This window comes from Pseudothauera nasutitermitis, assembly GCF_004801295.1.
GTDB lineage: Bacteria > Pseudomonadota > Gammaproteobacteria > Burkholderiales > Rhodocyclaceae > Pseudothauera > Pseudothauera nasutitermitis.
In genome coordinates, this window is sequence record NZ_SSOC01000005.1 from 27,952 (window position 1) to 49,377 (window position 21,426).

The following is a 21,426-nucleotide window of genomic DNA, read 5'->3' on the forward strand; positions in this document are numbered from 1 at the left end:
CCCGGCGGCCTCAGGCCATCGGCCCTAGGGTCTGTCGAGACCCTGTTCGACGTCGCATCCATCGCTTTCCCGTGTTGATCGAAGCAACATCCCCGTGCTGCCACTCCCGCAACTCAGCCGTAGATCACATCCACCGAATCCGACGACAACCATTCACGCAGACTTTCCAGCAAGGCGTCTTCCGGACGCACCCGCCAATCCGCGCCCAGCGGCAGATCGGCCTCGGCCTCGACGTTGCGGTAGCGCACGCGCACCGGGCAGCCGCCATCGCGGAACGGCGTCAACAGATGCTGCAGGCGCTCGGCGGCGGCCAGCGCACCGCCCGGGGCCGACGCTTCGCCATTGATGCGGATCTGCACGGCGCGCGCATGGCGCGCACGCGCCTCGCCCAGCGTGTACAGCCGGTCGGCGATGATGCGCAGGCCGCCCTCGCCGTTGAAATCGTCCTTGCTCACCTTGCCTTCGACCACCAGGATTTCGTCGGTGACGATCTTGCCCCGGTTGGCGTCGAGCACTTCCGAATACACCGCCACCTCGCGCGCCTGCGTGCCGTCGTCGAGCTGCACGAAGGCCATCTTGCCGCGGTTGCCCATCTTGGTGCGCGCTTCCATCACCACGCCGACCATCGTCACCGGCTCGCGCGAGGGTTCGAGCTGCGCCAGCGTGCGGCGCAGGAAACGGCGCACCTCGGCCTTGAAGGCATTGAACGGATGGCCGGAAAGGAAGAAGCCGATCGCGGTCTTTTCTTCCTTCAGGCGCTCGCGCTCGGTCCACGGGCGCACCGTGGCGAACTGGGGCGCCGCGCCGGCGGCCTCCGGAATCAGGTCGAACAGCCCGCCCTGCATGGCGTTGGCGGCGGCCTGCTCGGCGGCCTCCATGGCCAGGCCGACGGTGGCCAGCATCTGCGCGCGGTCGATGCCCGCATGGCCGGCCAGGGTGTCCACGGCGCCGGCGCGGATCAGCGCCTCGATGACGCGGCGGTTCACCATGCGGCGGTCGACGCGCTCGCAGAAATCGAACAGATCGCGGAACGCCCCGCCGCCCTCGCGCGCGGCAAGGATGGCGCGCACCGCCGGCTCGCCGCAGCCCTTCACCGCACCCAGGCCGTAGCGGATGGTCTTGCGGTCCACCGGCACGAAGCGGTAGTCGGACTCGTTCACGTCCGGCGGCAGCACGGCGATGCCGTTGGCTACCGTGTCTTCGTAGAAGATCTTGACGGTGTCGGTGTTGTCCAGGTCGGACGACATGGTCGCCGCCATGAAGGCCGCACAGTGGTGCGCCTTCAGCCACGCGGTGTGGTAGGTCACCACCGCGTAGGCTGCGGTGTGCGACTTGTTGAAGCCGTACTCCGCAAACTTGGTCATCAGGTCGAAGAGCTGCTCGGCGAGCTGAGGGTCGTAGCCCTTCTGCTTGGCCCCCTCGGCGATGGTGGCGCGGTGCTTGGCCATCTCCTCGGGCTTCTTCTTGCCCATCGCGCGGCGCAGCATGTCGGCGCCGCCCAGGGTGTAGCCGCCGATGATCTGGCTGATCTGCATCACCTGTTCCTGGTACACGATCACGCCGTAGGTCGGCTCCAGGCAGGCTTTGAGGTCCGGGTGGAAGTAGTCGATCTCCTGCTGGCCTTTCTTGCGCAGGATGAAGTCGTCCACCATCCCGGAACCCAACGGGCCGGGACGGTAGAGCGCGAGCACCGCGATGATGTCCTCGAAACGGTCGGGCGCGAGCTTCTTCAGCAGCTTCTTCATCCCGTCCGATTCCACCTGGAAGATCGCCGTGGTGTTGGCGTCCTTGAGGATCTGGTAGGCGGCGGGGTCTTCGAAGCCCAGGCTCATCAGGTCGATGCGCTCGCCGGTGAGGCGCTGCACGTAGTCCAGGGCGAGCTCGATGATGGTGAGGTTGCGCAGGCCGAGGAAGTCGAACTTGACCAGGCCGACGGCCTCCACGTCGTCCTTGTCGAACTGCGACACCGGCGAGGCGTCGTCGCCGTCGGCAATGTACAGCGGGCAGAAGTCGGTGAGCTTGCCCGGCGCGATCAGCACGCCGCCGGCGTGCATGCCCACGCCGCGGGTCAGGCCTTCCAGCGGTTCGGCCAGGCTCCACAGTTCCTGCACCGATTCGCCGTCGTTGCCGTCGGCCATCATCTCGGCGATCTGCGGCTCCATGTCGTAGGCCTTGGCCAGCGACACCGGCTTGGCGCCCTCGATGGGCACCAGCTTGGACAGGCGGTCGCACAGGCCGTAGGGCAGGTCCAGCACCCGGCCCACGTCGCGCACCACCGCCTTGGAGGCCATGGTGCCGAAGGTGGCGATCTGGCTCACCGCGTCCTTACCGTAGCGCTCGCGCACGTACTCGATGACGCGGTAGCGGTTGTCCTGGCAGAAGTCGATGTCGAAGTCGGGCATGGAGACCCGCTCCGGGTTCAGGAAGCGCTCGAACAGCAGCGCATACTCCAGCGGGTCGAGGTCGGTGATTTCCAGTGAGTAGGCCACCAGCGAACCCGCGCCCGACCCACGCCCCGGCCCCACCGGCACGCCGTTGCGCTTGCCCCAGCGGATGAAGTCCGCAACGATGAGGAAGTAGCCCGGAAAGCCCATCTGGATGATGGTGTCGGTCTCGAACTTCAGACGCTCTTCGTAGCGCGGGCGCTGCTTCTCCCGTTCGTCCGGATGCGGGTAGAGCTGCGCAAGGCGCTCTTCCAGCCCTTTCTTCGCTTCCTGCACCAGGAAGTCGTCCAGGCTCATGCCCTCCGGCGTGGGGAACTGCGGCAGGAAGTTCTTGCCCAACTGCACCGTCAGCGAGCAGCGCCGGGCGATCTCCACGGCGTTTTCCAGCGCTTCGGGCAGATCGGCGAACAACTCGCACATCTGCGCCTGGGTCTTGAAGTATTGCTCTTCGGTGAAGTTCTTCGGCCGCCGCTTGTCGGCCAGCACGTAGCCCTCGGCAATGCACACGCGCGCCTCGTGTGCGCGGAAATCATCCGGCTTGAGGAACTGCACCGGATGCGTGGCCACCACCGGCAGACCGAGCCGCCCCGCCAGTTGCACCGCCTCGCGGATGTAGCGCTCCGTGCCCGGATGCCCGGCACGCTGCAGCTCGATGTAGAACCCACCGGGGAACAGCCGCGCCCAGTCGGCGGCCAGTTGCTCGGCCAGCACGCTGTTGCCGTGGGCCAGCGCCACGCCCACGTCGCCGTGCATCGCGCCCGACAGGCACAGCAACTGACTGGCCGCGCCGTGCTCGAACCACTCGCGGCGCAGTTCGGCGCGGCCGCGGTACTTGTTCTCCAGATAGGCGCGGGTGAGCAGTTCGCACAGCTGGCCGTAGCCTTCGCGGTTCTTGCAGATCAGCAGCACGCGCGTGGGCTTGTCGCGCTCCGCATCGTTGGTGATCCACACATCCACCCCGACGATGGGCTTGATCCCGCGCCCGCGCGCGCCCTTGTAGAACTTGACCATGCCGAACAGGTTGCCCAGGTCGGCGATGCCCAGGGCCGGCATGCCGTCGTCGGCGGCGGCCTTGAGGGCCTGGTCGATCTGCACGATGCCGTCCACCACCGAGAACTCGGTGTGCATGCGCAGGTGGACGAAACGGGGTTGCGTGGGAGATGCGGCGGCTTGACTCATGGCGCAATTCTACCCGACCCCCTCCCCCGCCGTGGCCCGTCAACGCAAACGGGGCGGACCGCAAAACGCTCCGCCCCGCCGATTCTTCAGGCAGGAAGCCGGCTTATTCCTTGCCGCCGTCCTTCTTGCGCAGTTGCGCCAGCCAGTACTCCATCTGCCGGCCGGCCGCCTCGCGGCCGCCCAGGCCGAAGGACAGCGCCACGGCAACGGCCACGGCGCCCAGCGTGAGGCCGAAGGCCAGATTGACGATGTCGTCGGCGATGCCCATGGCGCGCAGGCCCATGGCGATCACCAGGCCGAGGATGGCCACGCGGGCCACGCGGGCCAGCCCGGTGGTGTGCTCGCCGCTGGCCTTGTTGATCGCCGCGTAGGCCAGATTGGCCAGCCAGAAGCCGATCACCAGGATCACGCCGCCGAGCAGGATGTCGCCGCCGAACTGGATGAACAGCGCGACGATGTCGCCGACCTGCTCGAAGCCCAGGCGGTTGGCCGCTTCCACGGTGGCGAACAGCATGGCGAAGAACAGCACCAGGCGGCCGACCAGGGCCGAGGCGGTCAGCTCACCCTTGAAGACGTGCGCGAAACCCAGGCGCTCCGGCAGCAGATCGAAGCCCACGCCGGCCAGCAGCTTGCCGATCAGACCGGCGGCGAAGCGCGCGACGAACCAGGTCACCACCAGGATCAGCGCGGCGGCGAGGATCTGCGGCACGGCGGCGAAGAACTGCTCCAGCATGCCGATGGCCGGACCGGACACCGCTTCGATCTTCAGCGCGTCCAGCGCGGCGATCAGCGAGGGCACGAACACCAGGATGAACACCACGATGCCGGCCAGGCGCGAGAGCTTCACGTCCTCCGCCAGCCCCAGGCAACCGCTCAGCTTGTCGGCGCCGGCGGCGGCCAGCAGATTGGCCACCAGCCCGCGCAGCACGCTGGCGACCAGCCAGCCGACGAAACCGATCACCGCCGCGGCGAAGATGTTCGGCACCATGCCCAGCGCCTGGTCGATCATCGACTGCACCGGCTCCAGCAAGCCGTGCAGCTGGAAGGCGCCCAGCACCGCCGGCAGGAACAGCAGGATCACCAGCCAGAACAGCACGTTGGCCAGATTGGCGCTCATCGGCTCCATGCCCGCCTCGGCGGACAGACGATCATCCAGCGTGGTGGCTTCCAGCGCCTTGCGCGCCAGCGCGCGCAGCACGCCGGCCAGCGCCCAGGCCACCAGCGCCAGCACGCTGCCGGCAAGCAGGTGCGGCAGATAGGTGGTGATGCGTTCGAGCAGCGCGGCGAACGGTTCGGAGACGGTCTGCAGGTTCAGCGTGTTGAGCACCGCAATCAGCGTCACCAGCAGCACCAGCCAGAACACGCCGAGCGCCAGCGCGTTCTGCACGTCCAGCGTGTGCCCGGTGCTCCTGCCGAGGCGCTCGTTGAGGTGGGCGGCCCCCAGCAGGCGGCGCACCAGCGCGCGCAGGGCGACCGCCGCGAACCAGCCGATGGCCAGAATCGCCAACGCCCCCAGAATGTTCAACAGGCCGGTGCCGAAAGCGGCTCCCAGCGCACCCCACATCGTGCTTTGCTCCATACCGTGTTCTCCCCTGAGCAAGAGTGAAAAAAGAAAAAAGCCCCCACGCTCCGCCGCTGCGCGGGTCGCTGCCCCCCGAGGGGGCGCTTTTTGCCTTGGGGCGGCCCGGCGGCAAAAAAGGGACCGCGCGCAGCGGCGCTTATCTGTCCACCATAAACGGTAGACGTCTCGGGCGTTTGTTGCAATTCGAAACTTTTGCGCCGCACAATCGGCGGGCCGGCGCACGCCGCGGCTCAGCGTCCGGGCAGATGTGCGTTGACCGCGCTCAGCGCGGCCTTGCGGCGCTCGTCGGCATCCAGGATGGCGCGCTTCTGTTCCTCGCTCAGCGCCCGGCCCAGATCCTGTTCCAGTGCGGCGATCAAGCGCGTGCCGACGGCGGTGATGCGCCGCTCCTCGGGCATGGCCGCGCGCACGCGCGCATGCCCGAGCCCGACCACGCCGGCCACCTCCGCGATGAAACGCTCTTCCACGTTGCGGCTCGCCGCCTTGGCGTAGGCGGCCTGCGCCGGCGTCGGCACGGGCGGCTGCGCCGTCACGCCGGCCGCTCCGCCGGCCAGCAGGAAAGCCAGCAGCGCGAGGCGCGCGTGGCGGCGGGCCGTCCTGCTCACGGCAGCAGCACGGTCGATCCGGTGGTGCGGCGCCCTTCCAGGTCGCGGTGCGCCTGGGCGGCGTCGCGCAGGGCGTGGTGCTGATTGACCTGGATGCGCACCTGTCCGCCAAGCACCACGTCGAACAGTTCGGCGGCCATGGCGAGCAGATCGGCACGCTTGGCAGCGTAAGTGAACAGCGTGGGCCGCGTCAGGAACAGCGAGCCATGCTTGGCGAGCAGGCCGACGTCGAACGGCGGCACCGGGCCGGAAGCTGCGCCGAACAGCACCATGGTGCCGAGCGGACGCAGGCAGGACAGCGAATCCAGGAAGGTATCAGCGCCGATGGAGTCGTACACCACCGGCACGCCCTCGCCGCCGGTGATCTCGCGCACGCGCTCGGCGAACTTCTCACGGGTGTACAGGATGGGATGGTCGCAACCGTGCGCGCGGGCCAGCGCGGCCTTTTCCTCGGAACCCACGGTGCCGATCACCGTGGCGCCCAGGGCCTTGGCCCATTGGCAGACGATCAGCCCGACCCCGCCGGCGGCAGCATGGATCAGGATGGTATCGCCGGGCTGCACGCGGTAGGTACGGCGCAGCAGGTACTGCGCGGTGAGGCCCTGCAGCATCATCGCCGCACCCTGCTCGAAGGACAGTGCATCCGGCAGCCCAACCAGCCGGTCGGCCGGTAGATTGCGCACTTCCGCGTAGGCGCCCAGCGGGCCGCCAGCATAGGCCACGCGGTCGCCCGGCGCGAGGTCGGTGACGTCCGCGCCCACCGCCTCCACCACGCCGGCGCCTTCCAGACCGATGCCCGAGGGCAGCGGCACCGGATACAGGCCGCTGCGGTGGTAGGTGTCGATGTAGTTCAGGCCGACGGCATGGTGGCGCACCTGCGCCTCGCCGGGGCCGGGCGGCGGCACGGCCACCTCTTCCCATTGCAGCACTTCGGGGCCACCGGTACGGTGGAAACGGATGGCATGGGTCATGACGGCCTCCCAGGATCGGCGGGGCGGCGCCCCGCATTGCGGCGGATGCTGCACGATGGCGTCCTGCCCCGCCCATGGAGCGGGGCAGGGCGCCGGCCGCGGGACGGGGCACCCCGTCCCGCGGGCCACTCAGCTTTTCTGCTGGCGCAGTTCGGCGGCGTCGACCACCGACACGGCAGTGATGTTGACCAGCCGGCGCACGGTGGCCGTCGGCGTGAGGATGTGCACCGGCAGCGCCGCGCCCAGCAGGATCGGCCCCACCGAGACGCCGTCGCCGTTGGCGATCTTCATCAGGTTGAAGGAGATGTTGGCCGCGTCCAGGTTGGGCATGACCAGCAGGTTGGCTTCGCCGACCAGCGTCGAGTCCGGATTGACCTGGGCGCGGATTTCCGCGCTCAGCGCGGCGTCGCCGTGCATTTCGCCGTCGCAGATCAGATCCGGGTCGCTGGCGCGCAGCAGGTCGGCGGCCGCGCGCATCTTGCGCGCCGAGGCCGACGAGGAACTGCCGAAATTGGAATGCGACAGCAGCGCGGCGCGCGGCTCCACGCCGAAGCGGCGCAGTTCGTCGGCGGCCATGCGGGTGATCTCGGCGACCTCCTCGGCGCTCGGGTTCTCGTTCACATAGGTGTCGGTCACCGCCAGCGTGCGCTTGGGCAGCAGCAGGATGTTCATCGCCGCGTACTGCTTGCAGCCGGGCTTGAGGCCGATGACGTCCTGCACCTGCTTGAAGTGGTAATCGTAGGTGCCGAAGGTGCCGCACACCAGCGCGTCGGCATCGCCGGTGCGCAGCAGCATGGCGCCGATCAGCGTGGTATCGCGGCGCATCTTGGCCTTGGCGATGTCCGGGGTCACCCCGTCGCGGTTCATCAGGCGGAAGTATTCCTGCCACAGATCGCGGTAGCGCGGGTCGGATTCGGGATTGACGATGTCGAAATCGCGCTCGGGCACCAGATTCAGGCCGATCTTCTGGATGCGGCGCTCGATCACGCCGGGGCGGCCGATGAGGATCGGGCGCGCCAGGCCTTCATCGATCACCACGCGTGCGGCGTGCAGCACGCGCTCGTCCTCGCCTTCCGCGTATACCACGCGTTTTTGCTCGATCGGCAGATTCTTCGCGGCAGAGAACACCGGCTTCATGATCACGCCGGACTGGTACACGAAGTCGCTCAGGCTGGCGGTATAGGCCGCCAGGTCGTCGATCGGTTTGGTGGCCACGCCGGAATCCATCGCGGCCTTGGCGACCGCCGGGGCGATCTTGACGATCAGGCGAGGGTCGAAAGGCTTCGGGATGATGTATTCCGGGCCGAAGGACAGGTCCGCGCCGCCGTAGGCGTTGGCGACGATGTCGCTCTGCTCGGCCTGGGCGAGTTCCGCGATGGCCTTCACGCAGGCCAGCTTCATCTCCTCGTTGATCGTGCTGGCGCCCACGTCCAGCGCGCCGCGGAAGATGAACGGGAAGCACAGCACGTTGTTGACCTGGTTCGGATAGTCCGAACGGCCGGTGGCGATGATGCTGTCCGGACGCACGCGCTTGGCGTCTTCCGGCAGGATTTCCGGATTGGGGTTGGCGAGCGCGAAGATCAGCGGCTGGGCGGCCATCTTCTCGACCATCTCGGGCTTCAGCACCCCGGCGGTCGACAGGCCGAGGAACACGTCCGCGCCGGCAATCGCGTCGGCCAGCGTGCGCGCGTCGGTGACCTGCGCGTAGCGTGCCTTGTTGGCCTCCATCCTCTCGTCGCGGCCCTGGTAGATCACGCCCTTGGAGTCGCACACGAAGACGTTCTCGCGCTTCAGGCCCAGGCCCACCATCAGGTCCAGGCAGGCGATCGCCGCCGCACCCGCGCCCGAACACACCAGCTTGACCTTGCCGATGTCCTTGCCGACCAGCTTCAGGCCGTTGATCAGGCCGGCCGAAGAGATGATCGCGGTGCCGTGCTGGTCGTCGTGGAACACCGGGATCTTCATCCGCTCACGCAGCTTCTGCTCGATGTAGAAGCACTCCGGCGCCTTGATGTCCTCCAGGTTCACCCCGCCCAGCGTGGGCTCCAGCGAGGCGATGATGTCGATCAGCTTGTCGGGGTCGTTTTCCGCCAGTTCGATGTCGAACACGTCGATGCCGGCGAACTTCTTGAACAGGCAGCCCTTGCCCTCCATCACCGGCTTGGCGGCCAGCGGGCCGATGTTGCCCAGGCCCAGCACGGCGGTGCCGTTGGTGATCACCGCCACCAGGTTGCCGCGGCTGGTCAGCTCGCGGGCCTCGGCCGGATCGGCGACGATGGCGTCGCAGGCCGCCGCCACGCCGGGCGAATAGGCCAGCGCCAGATCGCGCTGATTGGTAAGGCCCTTGGTCGGCACGACCGAAATCTTGCCGCGCGTGGGTGCGCGGTGATAGTCCAGCGCCGCGGCGATGAAATCCTGATCCATGGTTCTCCCTTCCGGAATGGGTGCGATGATTCTTCGGGCCGTCATGAGCAAGGGCGTGGCCTGCGCGGCCTCGTCCTTTGCGCGCATCCACGGCCTGCAAGAGTTGGGTACGACCACGGCACGAGCCGGCGGGTCACCGCGGAGCGGGCCCCTCGGGCCCGCCTGCCACCGACTTCTGGGGAGGACTGGAGCGCATGACTGACGAACGTGCAGTTTAGCGCACGGGCGCCTTCTTTGGCAGAGGCTCTCTAGGGTAAACCCGGGTGCTCCGATATGGCGCAATCGTTAATTTATTTGCACAAGCGTGACTTATTACCGCTTTCGACATAAAAAATTGCCGCCCCTGGCCGGATACACGCTATTACCCACCGGCGGCGTTGGCCTCCTCATGATTCAAGATGGCATAATCCACGCCGCTCGAAGGGGAACTCAGAACTGCCATCCGGGAGGGGCTTTCAGTTTTGTTCGGTAAGCTTGTCGGAAAGCGCAGCGGCTCCGCCGCCGATGGCCACGTCGGCCTCGCCCTCTCGGGCGAGCGTCTGTGCGCCGTACATCTACGACGTATGGCGGATCAGCCACCCGAGTTGCTCGCCCGCCTCGACGCCCCCGGCGATCCCGCCCGCGCGCTCGAAGCGCTCGCCCCCTGGGTTGCCCGGCACGGACTGCGCGGCGTACCCGCCGCCCTCACCCTCGACTACGGCGACTACCTCATCCAGCAGATGGAAAAGCCCTCGGTGCCGGCCGAGGAACTGCGCTCCGCCCTGCGCTGGCGGCTCAAGGACCAGCTCGACTACTCGCCCGCCGACGCGGTCATCGATTACTTCGAGGCGCCCGCCGCGCGGCAGAAACGCATCGAACCCGTGCAGGTGGTCGCGGCGCGCGCCAGCCAGCTCAAGCCGCGCATCGACGCGATCCGCGCGGCCGGACTGGACCCGCAGCGCATCGACATCCCCGAGTTCGCCCTGCGCAATCTGGTCAGCCGCGCCCTCAACGTGCGGGAAACCACCGCGCTGCTGTATTTCCAGCCCCGGCGCGGCACCCTGCAGATCCTGCGCGAAGACCAGTTCTATTTTGCCCGGGCGCTCGACCAGGGTCTCGAAGCCCTGGCGCGCGGCGGCGATGGCGGCTTTTCCGACATCGACGACCGCATCGCCCTGGAGGCCCAGCGCACCATGGACTATTACGACAGCCACTTCGGCCACGGCCCGGTCAAGCGCGTGCTGGTACTCGGCGGCGGCGCCGACCTGCGCCGCCTGGCCGACTACGTGACCACCGCGCTGGGCGTGCCCGCCAGTCTGGTCGGCCCCGCCGAACTGGCACGCGGGCTGGAAGACGATGCCGACACGCGCACGCTGCCGCCCCTGGCCGTCGGCGGCGCGCTGGGGTTCGAATGAGCGCCGTGGCCCGTCAACAGATCAACCTCCTGCAAGCGGAATTGCAGGAGCGCAAGACCGTTCTGCCCGCCACCCAATTGCTCGCCATCGTCGGCATCGCGGCCCTGCTGGCCGTCGTGCTGTCGGTGGCGGCGAACTGGCGCGCCCAGGCCGCGCGCGCCGAAGTGGCGCGCCTGCAAAGCGAAGCCACCCAGCGCGAGGCCGTGGTGACCGTGCTGCAGACCGAACTGGAGGCACGCTCCCCCGATCCCGCGCTGACCCGCGAGGCCAACCGCCTCGAACGCCAGCTGCGCCACCTGCGCCGCGTCGTCGAACTGGCCCAGCCGCAACCGGCCACCCCGCTTTCCGGCTACCTCGCCGGCCTCGGCCGCCAGCGCCAGGAAGGCCTGTGGCTGACCGGCATCACCCTGGCCAATCGCGGCCGCGACGTGGAACTGGACGGCCGCACCCTGTCGCCCGACCTGCTGCCCGCCTACCTCGCCGCGCTCGGCCAGGAGCCGGCATTCTCCGGTCTGGCCTTCGGCGACCTCAAGCTCGAACGCAGCGCGGATGAACCGCGCTGGCTGGCCTTCCGCATCGCTGCCGGCTGCCTGGCCGCCGACAAGGACTGCCTGACGCGCGCGGAGGCCCGGCCATGAAGAACGTCTGGAGCGCCCTGCTCAAGCGCATCGACGCGCGCACCGAGCGCGAGCGCGTGCTGCTGCTCGTCGCCGGGCTGGCGATCTGCCTGCTGCTCGCCGGCGCGCTGTTCGTCGAACCGGCCTGGCGCACGCAGCGCGCCGACCAAGCCCGCCAGCTCGAAACCCGCGCCCGCCTGACCGCTCTGGAACAACGCGAAGCCACCCTGCGCGCGGAACTGGCGCGCGACCCCGACGCCGGCACCAAGGCACGCATCGCCACCCTGCAAGGCGAAGTCGGCCGCGCCGACGCCTGGCTCAACGAAGCCCTCGCGCGCTTCATCACCCCGGCGCAGATGAACCGCGTGCTGCGCGAGCTGGTCGGCCGCACCGGCGGCCTGCGCCTGGACGGCCTGCGCAGCCTGCCCGCCGAAAAGGCCGGCCCTTCCCCGGAAGCGGCCGCCGACGCCAGCGCCGAACACGCCGGCCCGCCGCCGGTGCAGATCTGGAAGCGTGGCGTGGAGCTGCGCCTGCGCGGCAGCTACAACGCCCTGCTGGCCTACCTGGATGCCGTCGAGAACCTGCCCTGGCAACTCGAATGGGATCTGCTCACCGTCGACGGCGAGCAGTACCCCGAATCGGAGTTCATCCTGCGCCTGCATACCCTCAGCCTGGAGGAGGACTGGATCGGTGTCTAAGCGCACGCTCCCGCACGCTCCCCTCGCCGCGCTGCTCGCCGCCTGCGCCTTCGGCGCCCAGGCCGCACCAGAAGTATCCGACCCGCTGCGCCCGCCCGCGCTCGCCCGCCAAGCGGAACCTGCCGCCGCGCCGGCTGCCGCCGCGCTGCGCCTGCAGGCCACGCGCATCGGCCGCGACGACCGCTACGCCGTCATCGACGGCATCACCGTGCGCCGGGGCGAACGCATCGGCGACCTCACCGTGGTGCGCATCGACGCCGCCGAGGTCACCGTCCGCGACGATCAAGATGTCGACCGGGTATTGCGCTTCGACGCCCCCGGCCTGAACAAACGGCCTGTCGGCCGCACTGGGAAACCACAATGATGCATCCGAGCACCCGACCAGCCCTCGCCGCCCTGGCCCTGCTGCTGACCGCCTGCGCCACACCACGCCCCGCACCGGGTCCGGATGCGCCCCACACCCAGTTGCGCGCCGAAATCGCCGCCCAGCAGCCCGCCGCCGGCGCCGAACTGCCGCCCGATGCCGCCGCCGCGCTGCTGCCGCCGGTGGCCCTGGAAATCCCGCGCGCGCCGGAACACCGCTTCGACATCGACGTGCGCGAAGTCGATGCGCGCACCTTCTTCATGTCGCTGCTGCACGACAGCGCCGAGAACATCGTCGTGCATCCCTCCGTGCAGGGCACGCTGACGCTGAGCCTGCGCAACGTCAGCGTGGCCGACGTGCTCACCGCCGTGCGCGACGTCTACGGCTACGACGTGCGCCGCGTCGCCACCGGCTGGCAGGTGTTCCCCGCCGCGCTGCAATCGCGCATGTTCAACGTCAACTACATCAACCTCACCCGCGAAGGGCGCACCGAAACCCGCGTGAACTCCGGCCAGCTGCGCGGCGGCGGCTCGCGCACCGGCAGTTCGGGCAGCAGCAGTGAGGATGGCGGCAGCGACAACGGCAGCCAGGGCAGCAGCACCATCCCCAGCAGCCGCATCCAGACCTCCAGCAGCAGCAACTTCTGGACTGAACTGGAACAATCGCTGCGCGTGATCGTTGGCGTCGACAACGGCCAGCCTGAAGGCCGCGCCGTGGTGGTCACCCCGCATACCGGCCTGGTGCTGGTGCGCGGCATGCCCGCCGAGTTGCGCGAAGTGGAAAGTTTCCTGCGCTCCCTGCAGAACAGCGTGACCCGTCAGGTACTGCTGGAAGCAAAGATTCTGGAGGTCACGCTTTCCGACGGCTACCAGGCCGGCATCAACTGGGCTGCGCTGGGCAAGCCGGGCAGCGGCAAGACCATTACCGCGGGCACCCAGATCGTTACCCGCAATGCCGATGGCACGCCGAGCCTGATCAGCCCCAACACCCCGATCACCGGAAGTCAGGTCAACAGCACCCTGGAGTCGGCCCTGGGCGGCGTGTTCTCGCTCGCTCTGGACCTGAACGACTTCACCGCCTTCATCGAACTCCTCAAGACCCAGGGCGACGTACAGGTGCTCTCCAGCCCGCGCATCGCCACGATGAACAACCAGAAGGCGGTCATCAAGGTCGGCTCCGACGAGTTCTTCGTCACCCGCATCTCCAGCAACAACACCACGACCAGCACGACCACCACCGTCAATCCGGAAATCGAGCTCACACCCTTCTTCTCCGGCATCGCCCTGGATGTCACCCCGCAGGTGGACGGCGGCGGCGACGTGATCCTGCACATCCGCCCGTCGGTCAGCAAGGTGGTGGATCAGACCAAGAAGCTCACCGTGTTCGGCCAGGAACAGACCCTGCCCCTGGCACACAGCACCATGCGCGAGTCGGACAGCATCGTGCGCGCCCGGAACCAGCAGGTCGTCGTCATCGGCGGGCTGATGGAAGACTCGCAGGAAGAAAACCGCGCGGGCATTCCACTCCTCGGCGACATCCCCGGCCTCGGCCACCTGTTCCGCAACACCCAGCAAAGCCGCCGCAAGACCGAACTGGTGATCCTGCTCAAGCCCATCGTGGTCGACGACGGCGGCGTCTGGCAGAGCGATCTGACCGGTACGCTGGACCGCATCGACGGCTTTTTCACGGCCCCGCGCCCGCGCGCGCAGTAATCCGCCGCCCATGTACGAGCAGCACTTCGGCCTGCGTGAAGCGCCCTTCCTGCTGACCCCGGACACCGGCTACTTCTACGCCTGGCGGGCCCATCAGGAAGCGCTCAACGTGCTGCGCGTGGCGCTGGCCGCCGGCGAGGGCTTCATCAAGATCACCGGCGAGGTCGGCACCGGCAAGACCCTGCTGTGCCGCAAGCTGCTCGCCGCCGCCGGCGACGGGCTGGTCACCGCCTGGCTGCCCAACGCCCTGCTCGAACCGGACGCCCTGCACGAAGCGCTGGCCGGGGAACTCGGCATCGAAGCCCCGCGCGAAGCCGGCCGCCATCGCCAGCTCGCGCTGATCAACCAGCGCCTGATCGACATCGCCGCGCAGGGCGGCCGCGTGGTGGTGTGCCTGGACGAAGCCCAGGCCATGCCCGACCACACCCTCGAAGCCCTGCGCCTGCTGAGCAATCTGGAAACCGAGCGGCGCAAGCTGATGACCGTGATCCTGTTCGGCCAGCCCGAACTCGACCAGCGCCTGGCCGCCGACCAGCTGCGCCAGCTGCGCAGCCGCATCGGCTTCTCCTACCGCCTGCAGGCGCTCGATTTCGACGGCCTGCGCAACTACGTCGCCCACCGCCTGCAGATCGCCGGCTGCGCGCGCGCCGCCACGCTGTTCCGCCCCGGCGCGCTGCGCTGCCTGCACCAGGGCAGCCGGGGCATCGCCCGCCTGGTGAACATCCTCGCCCACAAATCGCTGCTCGCCGCCTATGGCGAAGGCGCCAGCGAAGTACACAGCCGCCACGCCCTGCGCGCCATCGCCGATACGGAGGATGCCACGCCGGTGGCGCGCTTCGGCCTCACCCGCCTGCGCGCCACCTTCGCCAGCCTCGCCCCGGCGCTGGCCGCCACCTTGCTGCTGGGGGCCGCATGAGCCTGATCAACGACATGCTGCGCGACATCGACCGGCGCGGCGTGCAAGCTTCCGGCGAACATCACGCCGTGCTCGACGACACGGTGATCGTGCCGGCGCTGCGCACCCGGCGCTGGCCGCCGGCCTGGGCGCTGCTGCTGTCCGTCGGCGCGGTGCTGTGCGCGCTGGCCGCCTGGCTGCTGTACGGCCAGCAAAGCGGCATCGGCCGCCCGCTGCCCGAACCCGTGCGCCTGGCCGCCGCGCTGGCCGAAGCCCAGACAGCCCCACCCGCAGAACCCGCGACACCGGTGGAACCCGCCGAACCAGCCGCCCCCGAGCAGCCGGCCGCCCCCTCCGAACCGGATGCCCCCGCGCCCGACCCGGCAACCGGGGCGGAACCGACCGTTCCGGCAGCGGAGGCACCACAATCCTCTGCTGCGGAAAGCCAGCCTGCGCCCAGCGCCACCGCAAGCACTCCTCCCCCGCCCGCCGAGCCAGCCCCGCGCATCGCCGATGCCGGCCAGCCGGTCTACATCCTGCCGGGCAAGCGGGTCAATCTGCGTACCGGCCCCGCGCTCAACGCCGAAGTCCTTCACGTGATCAGCGCGCGCAGCCCGCTCGTGCTCACCGACCGTGCGAACGACTTCCTCGGCGTGCGCACCCAAGGCGGCGTCAGCGGCTGGATCAGTGCGGAATTCGCCCAGGTCGGCGGCGTACCGCCCGCCGCCACGGTGGCGGAACCCGCCGCCCCGGCCCTTGCGGCGCATCCAGTCGCTGTGCCGGCCACCCCGGCGACGCGCCCCGGCACGCGCCCGGAAGACGCGCGCGCCCTGCACACCGAAGCCCTGCGCGCCCTCGAACGCGGCCAGGCTGCCGCCGCCGAAGCCAGCCTGCTCGACGCCCTGCGCGCCGATCCGCGCTTCGCCCCCGCGCTCAACACACTGAGCGCCCTGCTGCTGCAACAGGGCCGCCGCGCCGAACTGGAAGCCCGCCTGACCGAACTGGCGCGCCAGGGCCACCCGGACGCCACCGCCGCCACCTTGCGGGCCCGCCTGCAGGCCGAAGACGGCAACCCCACCGCCGGCCTGAGCCTGCTCGAAGCCTTGCCGGCGGATCGTCTCAACGGCGAACAGCTGGTGGTGCTGGCCACCCTGCGTCAGCGCGTCGGCCGCCACGAAGACGCCGTGGACGCCTACCGCCGTGCCCTTGAGCTCGGCCAGCGCGGCGGCGCCACCTGGGCCGGCCTGGCCGCCTCGCTGGACATGCTGGGCAGCGCCGCCGAAGCGCGCCAGGCCTGGCAGGCCGCGCTGGCCGCCGGCCCGCTCGGCGCCGCGCTGGAGCGCCACGCCCGCGCCCGCCTCGCCGCCCTGGGCGGCCCCGGAGACTGAGATGAACGACCCCCACGCTCACTACGTTCGCTGCCCCCCAGGGGGGCGCAGGCCCCCTGGGGGCGGCCCGGCGGGAGGCCTGACATGAGCGAAACCCCCGCCGCCGGCCGCAAGCGCATCCGCCTGGGCGACCTACTGGTCGAAAACGGCATGATCAGCCAGCAGCAGTTGGAAGCCGCGCTGGCCGAGCAGAAGAAGAGCGGCCAGCGCCTGGGCCGCACCCTGGTCGACCTGGGCTACCTCGACGAACAGGCCCTGCTCAACTTCCTCTCGCGCCAGCTGCAGGTACCCTACGTGGACCTGCGCCAGTACCAGTTCCGCCCGGAACTCGTCCGCCGCCTGCCGGAAACCCTGTCGCGGCGCTTCCGCGCCATCGTGCTCGACGACAAGGGCGGCGCCTTCCTGGTCGGCGTGGCCGACCCCACCGACCTGTTCGCCCAGGACGAGCTCGCACGCATCCTCCAACGCCCGGTGAGCATCGCCGTGGTGCGCGAAGCCGACCTGCTCACCGCCTTCGACAACGTCTTCCGGCGCACCGACGAGATCAGCTCGATCGCCGAGGAACTGGGCGAGGAACTCGCCGAAAGCGACATCGACCTGGCCCGCCTCGCACAAGGCGTGGACGTGGCCGACGCCCCGGTGGTGCGCCTGCTGCAGACGCTGTTCGAAGACGCCGTGCAGGTCGGCGCCTCCGACATCCACATCGAACCGGACGAAAACGTGCTGCGCCTGCGCCAGCGCATCGACGGCGTGCTGCAGGAACAGGTGATGAAAGAGCGCCGCATCGCCGCGGCGCTGGTCTCGCGCCTCAAGCTGATGGCCGGCCTGAACATCTCCGAGCGCCGCCTGCCGCAGGACGGCCGCTTCAACATCCGCGTGCGCGAGCGCAGCATCGACGTGCGCCTGTCCACCATGCCCACCATCCACGGCGAATCCGTGGTGATGCGCCTGCTCGACCAGTCGCAGGGCATCCTCGGCCTGGACCGCATCGGCATGCCCGCCGACATGGTGCGGCGCTTCCGCCGCGCCATCCACCGCCCGCACGGCATGGTGCTGGTCACCGGCCCCACCGGCAGCGGCAAGACCTCCACGCTGTACTCCGCGCTGGCCGAACTCAACGAACCCGGCAAGAAGATCATCACCATCGAAGACCCGGTGGAATACCGCCTGCCGCGCGTCAACCAGGTGCAGATCAACTTCAAGATCAACCTCACCTTCGCCGGCGTGCTGCGCACCGCGCTGCGCCAGGACCCGGACATCATCCTGGTCGGCGAAATGCGCGACCAGGAAACCGCCGAGATCGGCCTGCGCGCCGCCATGACCGGCCACCTGGTGCTGTCCACCCTGCACACCAACGACGCGGTGAGCACCGCCAACCGCCTCATCGACATGGGCGCGCCGGGCTACCTGGTGGCCACCTCGCTGGACGCCGTGCTCGCCCAACGCCTGGTGCGGCGCATCTGCCCCAACTGCGCCGAGCCGCATGCCCCGGACGCCCACGAACAAGCCTGGCTGCGCAGCATGCCGGAACTGGAACTGCCGGCCGGCACCAACGGCTTCCGCCGCGGCGCCGGCTGCATGCAATGCAACAACACCGGCTACAAGGGCCGCCTGGGCGTGTTCGAACTGCTGGAAATCGACGACACCCTGGCCGACGCCCTGCGCCGCAACGACGCCAGCGCCTTCCACCAGGCCGCGCTCGCCAAGCCGGGCTTCCGCACCCTGTCGCAGAACGCCCTGGAGATGGCCGCGCGCGGCATCACCACGCTGGAAGAAGTCGTACGCATCGGCGGCGAGTTCGATGCCGAACCCGATGCCTACGAACCCATCGACACGGCCGCCCACGGGCAGGCCTGAAGCGCATGGACACCCAGGCTAGCCCGCGATGAGCACCTACCGCTACCGAGCCCGCGACGCCAGCGGCGCCCTGCGCGAGGGCACGCTGCAGGCCGATTCCGAACAGGCCGCCGCCGCCCAATTGCTGGACAGCGGCGCCAGCCCGCTGGAGATCGTCGAACAAGCCACGCAGGCCGGCAAGGGCCGGCTGGGCGCCAGCCTGTTCGAGCGCAAGGTGCAGCTCGACGACCTGATCCTGTTCAGCCGGCAGATGTACAGCATCACCAAGGCCGGCGTGCCCATCATCCAGGGCCTCGCCCGCCTGGCGGACTCCACCCCCAACCCGCGCTTCGCCGCCATCCTGCGCGAAATCTCGCGCGACCTCGAAGGCGGGCGCGACATCTCCGGCGCCTTCGCCCGCCACGCCGACGTGTTCGGCACGCTCTACGTCAGCATCCTGCGCGTGGGCGAAATGACCGGGCAGATCGAAACGGCCTTCCAGAGCATGTACGACTACCTGTCGCGCGACAAGGTGGTCATCGACCGCGTCAAGGCCGCGATGCGCTATCCGATGTTCGTCATCATCGCCATTTGCGCGGCCATCGGCATCATCACGGTAAAAGTCATTCCCGCCTTCGCAGGCGTGTTCGCCAGCTCCCATCTCGAATTACCGCTAGCAACCCGAGCCATTCTCGCCATATCGGATTTCGCCAGTCACTACTGGTCACTGCTTCTGGTCGCCATATCGTTGGGAATACTGGCCTTCAATCGCTGGACCGCCACCGAAAGCGGCCGCCTCACCTGGGACCGCTTCAAACTGCGCATCCCCAAGATCGGCGACGTGCTGCTGCGCGCCACCCTGGCGCGCTTCACCCGCGCGCTCGGCGTGGCACTGACCGCCGGCGTGCCCATCACCCAGGCCCTGGCCGGCGTGGCACGCGCCTGCGGCAACATGCACATCGCCGAGAAAATCCTCGCCATGCGCACCGGCGTGGAACGCGGCGACTCGCTGCTGCGCACCGCCGCCGGCGCCCAGGTGTTCACCCCGGTGGTACTGCAGATGATGGCCGTCGGCGAGGAAACCGGCCAACTCGACACCATGATGCTGGAGGTGGCCGATTTCTACGACCGCGAGGTCGAATACGACATCGCCAACCTCAGCGCCATCATCGAGCCGGTACTCACCGTGGTGGTCGGCATCATGGTGCTCGTCCTGGCCCTCGGCGTGTTCCTGCCGATGTGGGAACTTACCCAACTGGCAAGCCAGCGATGAACGGCCAAACCCGTCACGAGCGTGACGTATTTCACGCCCACGACATCCGGAGGCATCCGGCCGCTGGGCTATACTCAACCAAAGTCGTACTTGAAGAAGGGGTATTCGACATGTCGCACCATCAACGCCAGAAAGGCTTCACGCTGATCGAGCTGATTATCGTGCTGGTCATTCTCGGCATTCTCGCCGCCATCGCCATCCCTCGCTTTATTTCACTGCAGCGCGAGGCACGCATCGCCACTGTGGATTCCTATTTCACCGCGCTACGATCCGGCACGAATCTCGTATTCGCCAAGAGTGCCGCTGCTGGCCTGAATACTGCCGCCGCAGCCTGCGTCAATCTGGAAACCGGTGCCACAGCAGCCACGCACGGCGATGCCGCCTGCAACGTCGGCACCCAAGGCGTCAATACCGTGTACGGCTACCCTGCGGCCGCGCAGAACAGCCTCTCCCCGTTGTTCGATGATTTGTCGGCACGCTGGAGCTTTTCCGGTGGCACCGCCCAACTCGACGCCATCGCCACCTGCAGTGTCGCCTATGTCGCCCCCACGGCCGCCGGAGGGCGTCCGACCATCACCCGCGACGTTACGGGCTGCTGAACGTTTTGTTTTACCGACTGGAGTATCCAAGCATGAAACAGCAACAAGGCTTCACCCTGATCGAACTGGTCATCGTCATCGTCATTCTCGGCATTCTGGCGGCAGTGGCGGTGCCGAGGTTCGTCGACCTCTCGGTCGATGCGGAAAGAGCGGCCACGCAAGGCGTCGCTGGCGCACTGAGTTCGGGTTCGGTGATCAACCTTGCCGCGCGCCGCGCCGGCAATGCCCAGGCTACGGCACTGAACGCCGCAAACATCTGCACTGCGACCATTTTGAATCCGCTGATGACCGGGGATCCGTTTGTCGATGCCACTCCGACCAACCAGCAGTACACCATCACTGGTACGGGCGATTGCACGGCGGCTACGGCTAATGATGTGGTTACCTGCACGGTAAACTCCCAAAACAGCCAGACCGCAGACGCTCAGATTTTCTGCGCTCGCTGATCTACGGCACGCTTCACGAACATGGCGCATATCAGCGCCATGTTCGTACTTGGCTCCGCTTGCGACCCATGTGCGCCCGGCACCATGCCATCCCTTGCCGCTCCGTGCCTCCCAACGCCATGGAACGCGGCTTCACCCTGATCGAACTCGTCCTCGTCATCATCGTGCTGGGTATTCTGGCTGCTGTTGCATATCCCAGACTGAACACCGCGGAGTTCGATGAATACGGCTACAGGGAAGAAGCAGCCTCCGCATTACGCTACGCGCGCCAAGTCGCGGTAGCACGCAATAGCACCGTGACTGCGGTGTTCGGCAACGGTGCATATCGCATTTGTGCCGCTAATGATTGCCCAGCGAACGGGGGCGCCTACTTGCTTAATCCGGGTAACGGCAGACTATGGAATGGCGCTACCCAAGGACAAGGGCTCGCCCCAGCCGGCGTTCAGGTCAGCAACGCCACTTTGTCGTTCGACGGACTGGGGCGGCCGAATACCGGAACAGTCATAGCCATCGGAGGGCGCAACATTGCCGTGGAAGCCAACACAGGCCATGTACGCTGAACGCCTCCGCTCCCTTGGATTCACACTGATCGAATTGATCGTCGTGATCGTCGTACTGGCCGCCGGCCTGGTCGGCATTCTCGTGGTATTCAACCAGACCGTGGCGCGCAGCGCCGACCCCATGCTCCAGCAACAGGCCATTGCCGCTGCTGAAGGCTACATGGAAGAAATCCTGAGCATGCGCTGCCCTGGCAGTGACGGTGCGGCACGCGGCGCGCGCGAATTCGCCCTGGACTACGATGGCACCAACGAAGTCCCGCGCAACATGGCCGGCGCGCCGATCGCCGCGCTCGGCGCATACAACGTGGCAGTGCAAGTCACTACGCTGACAGTGGATCCTCCCGTCGGCGAACCCGGCTGCCGCATCCGCGTCACGGTCACCGGCCCCGATGGCGCGCGCAGCCAGTTGGCCGGTTTCCGCGCCAACGACTGAGGGGAG

The 21,426-nt window shown here is 68.4% G+C and carries 18 protein-coding genes; 13 read left to right on the forward strand and 5 right to left on the reverse strand.

Features of this window, described 5'->3' with window-relative positions; translation table 11 throughout:
• Positions 1-113: 113 nt before the first annotated feature.
• The 5 genes from dnaE to E6C76_RS13365 all read right to left on the reverse strand — a co-directional run bounded on the left by dnaE (position 114) and on the right by E6C76_RS13365 (position 9,205).
• Complete coding sequence (gene dnaE / locus E6C76_RS13345; protein WP_136348738.1) at positions 114-3,623, reverse strand: DNA polymerase III subunit alpha; 3,510 nt, start codon at positions 3,621-3,623, stop codon at positions 114-116.
• A 103-nt stretch (positions 3,624-3,726) separates the two neighbouring features.
• Positions 3,727-5,202, reverse strand: coding sequence for a mechanosensitive ion channel (locus tag E6C76_RS13350; RefSeq protein WP_136348739.1), 1,476 nt, complete (start codon positions 5,200-5,202; stop codon positions 3,727-3,729).
• 233 nt (positions 5,203-5,435) lie between these two features.
• Entirely contained in the window at positions 5,436-5,810 is a 375-nt protein-coding gene (locus E6C76_RS13355) for a hypothetical protein (protein ID WP_230976279.1), read from the reverse strand.
• Positions 5,807-6,781 (reverse strand): quinone oxidoreductase family protein, encoded by a 975-nt coding sequence (locus E6C76_RS13360; protein WP_136348740.1) that lies wholly within the window; start codon positions 6,779-6,781, stop codon positions 5,807-5,809. The genes E6C76_RS13355 and E6C76_RS13360 overlap by 4 nt, the downstream gene beginning before the upstream one ends.
• Before the next feature lie 129 nt (positions 6,782-6,910).
• Positions 6,911-9,205, reverse strand: coding sequence for an NADP-dependent malic enzyme (locus E6C76_RS13365; RefSeq protein WP_136348741.1), 2,295 nt, complete (start codon positions 9,203-9,205; stop codon positions 6,911-6,913).
• 461 nt (positions 9,206-9,666) lie between these two features.
• On the opposite strand from E6C76_RS13365, the gene E6C76_RS13370 reads away from it, so the two are divergent.
• From E6C76_RS13370 to E6C76_RS13430, 13 genes are all read left to right on the forward strand, one after another.
• Positions 9,667-10,599, forward strand: a complete 933-nt coding sequence (locus E6C76_RS13370) for a type IV pilus biogenesis protein PilM (RefSeq protein ID WP_136348742.1) — start codon at positions 9,667-9,669, stop codon at positions 10,597-10,599.
• Positions 10,596-11,237 carry a hypothetical protein gene (locus E6C76_RS13375; RefSeq protein ID WP_136348743.1) on the forward strand — a complete coding sequence of 214 codons (642 nt, stop codon included), beginning with the start codon at positions 10,596-10,598 and terminating at the stop codon, positions 11,235-11,237. Before E6C76_RS13370 ends, E6C76_RS13375 begins: the two co-directional genes overlap by 4 nt.
• The gene (locus E6C76_RS13380) at positions 11,234-11,914 is read left to right on the forward strand and encodes a type II secretion system protein GspM (RefSeq protein WP_136348744.1); all 681 of its coding nucleotides are present in this window, start codon (positions 11,234-11,236) and stop codon (positions 11,912-11,914) included. The genes E6C76_RS13375 and E6C76_RS13380 overlap by 4 nt, the downstream gene beginning before the upstream one ends.
• Positions 11,907-12,278 carry a hypothetical protein gene (locus E6C76_RS13385; protein ID WP_136348745.1) on the forward strand — a complete coding sequence of 124 codons (372 nt, stop codon included), beginning with the start codon at positions 11,907-11,909 and terminating at the stop codon, positions 12,276-12,278. The genes E6C76_RS13380 and E6C76_RS13385 overlap by 8 nt, the downstream gene beginning before the upstream one ends.
• A complete protein-coding gene (mshL, locus tag E6C76_RS13390) occupies positions 12,275-13,990 on the forward strand; it encodes a pilus (MSHA type) biogenesis protein MshL (protein WP_136348746.1) in 1,716 nt (571 codons plus the stop codon). Before E6C76_RS13385 ends, mshL begins: the two co-directional genes overlap by 4 nt.
• 10 nt (positions 13,991-14,000) lie before the next feature.
• Positions 14,001-14,906, forward strand: a complete 906-nt coding sequence (locus tag E6C76_RS13395; protein ID WP_136348747.1) for an ExeA family protein — start codon at positions 14,001-14,003, stop codon at positions 14,904-14,906.
• On the forward strand, positions 14,903-16,273 hold the full coding sequence (locus E6C76_RS13400) for an SH3 domain-containing protein (RefSeq protein WP_136348748.1): 1,371 nt from the start codon (positions 14,903-14,905) through the stop codon (positions 16,271-16,273). The genes E6C76_RS13395 and E6C76_RS13400 overlap by 4 nt, the downstream gene beginning before the upstream one ends.
• A gap of 84 nt (positions 16,274-16,357) precedes the next feature.
• Positions 16,358-18,130: a GspE/PulE family protein gene (locus tag E6C76_RS13405; protein ID WP_136348749.1), complete on the forward strand. Its 1,773-nt coding sequence runs from the start codon at positions 16,358-16,360 to the stop codon at positions 18,128-18,130.
• A 28-nt stretch (positions 18,131-18,158) separates the two neighbouring features.
• The gene (locus tag E6C76_RS13410) at positions 18,159-19,382 is read left to right on the forward strand and encodes a type II secretion system F family protein (RefSeq protein ID WP_136348750.1); all 1,224 of its coding nucleotides are present in this window, start codon (positions 18,159-18,161) and stop codon (positions 19,380-19,382) included.
• Positions 19,379-19,981: a prepilin-type N-terminal cleavage/methylation domain-containing protein gene (locus E6C76_RS13415; protein ID WP_136348751.1), complete on the forward strand. Its 603-nt coding sequence runs from the start codon at positions 19,379-19,381 to the stop codon at positions 19,979-19,981. Before E6C76_RS13410 ends, E6C76_RS13415 begins: the two co-directional genes overlap by 4 nt.
• Positions 19,982-20,013: 32 nt before the next feature.
• The gene (locus E6C76_RS22635; protein WP_136348752.1) at positions 20,014-20,427 is read left to right on the forward strand and encodes a type IV pilin protein; all 414 of its coding nucleotides are present in this window, start codon (positions 20,014-20,016) and stop codon (positions 20,425-20,427) included.
• 119 nt (positions 20,428-20,546) lie between these two features.
• The gene (locus E6C76_RS22580; protein ID WP_211090223.1) at positions 20,547-20,987 is read left to right on the forward strand and encodes a GspH/FimT family pseudopilin; all 441 of its coding nucleotides are present in this window, start codon (positions 20,547-20,549) and stop codon (positions 20,985-20,987) included.
• Positions 20,977-21,420 carry a prepilin-type N-terminal cleavage/methylation domain-containing protein gene (locus tag E6C76_RS13430; RefSeq protein WP_136348754.1) on the forward strand — a complete coding sequence of 148 codons (444 nt, stop codon included), beginning with the start codon at positions 20,977-20,979 and terminating at the stop codon, positions 21,418-21,420. Before E6C76_RS22580 ends, E6C76_RS13430 begins: the two co-directional genes overlap by 11 nt.
• Positions 21,421-21,426 lie beyond the last annotated feature (6 nt).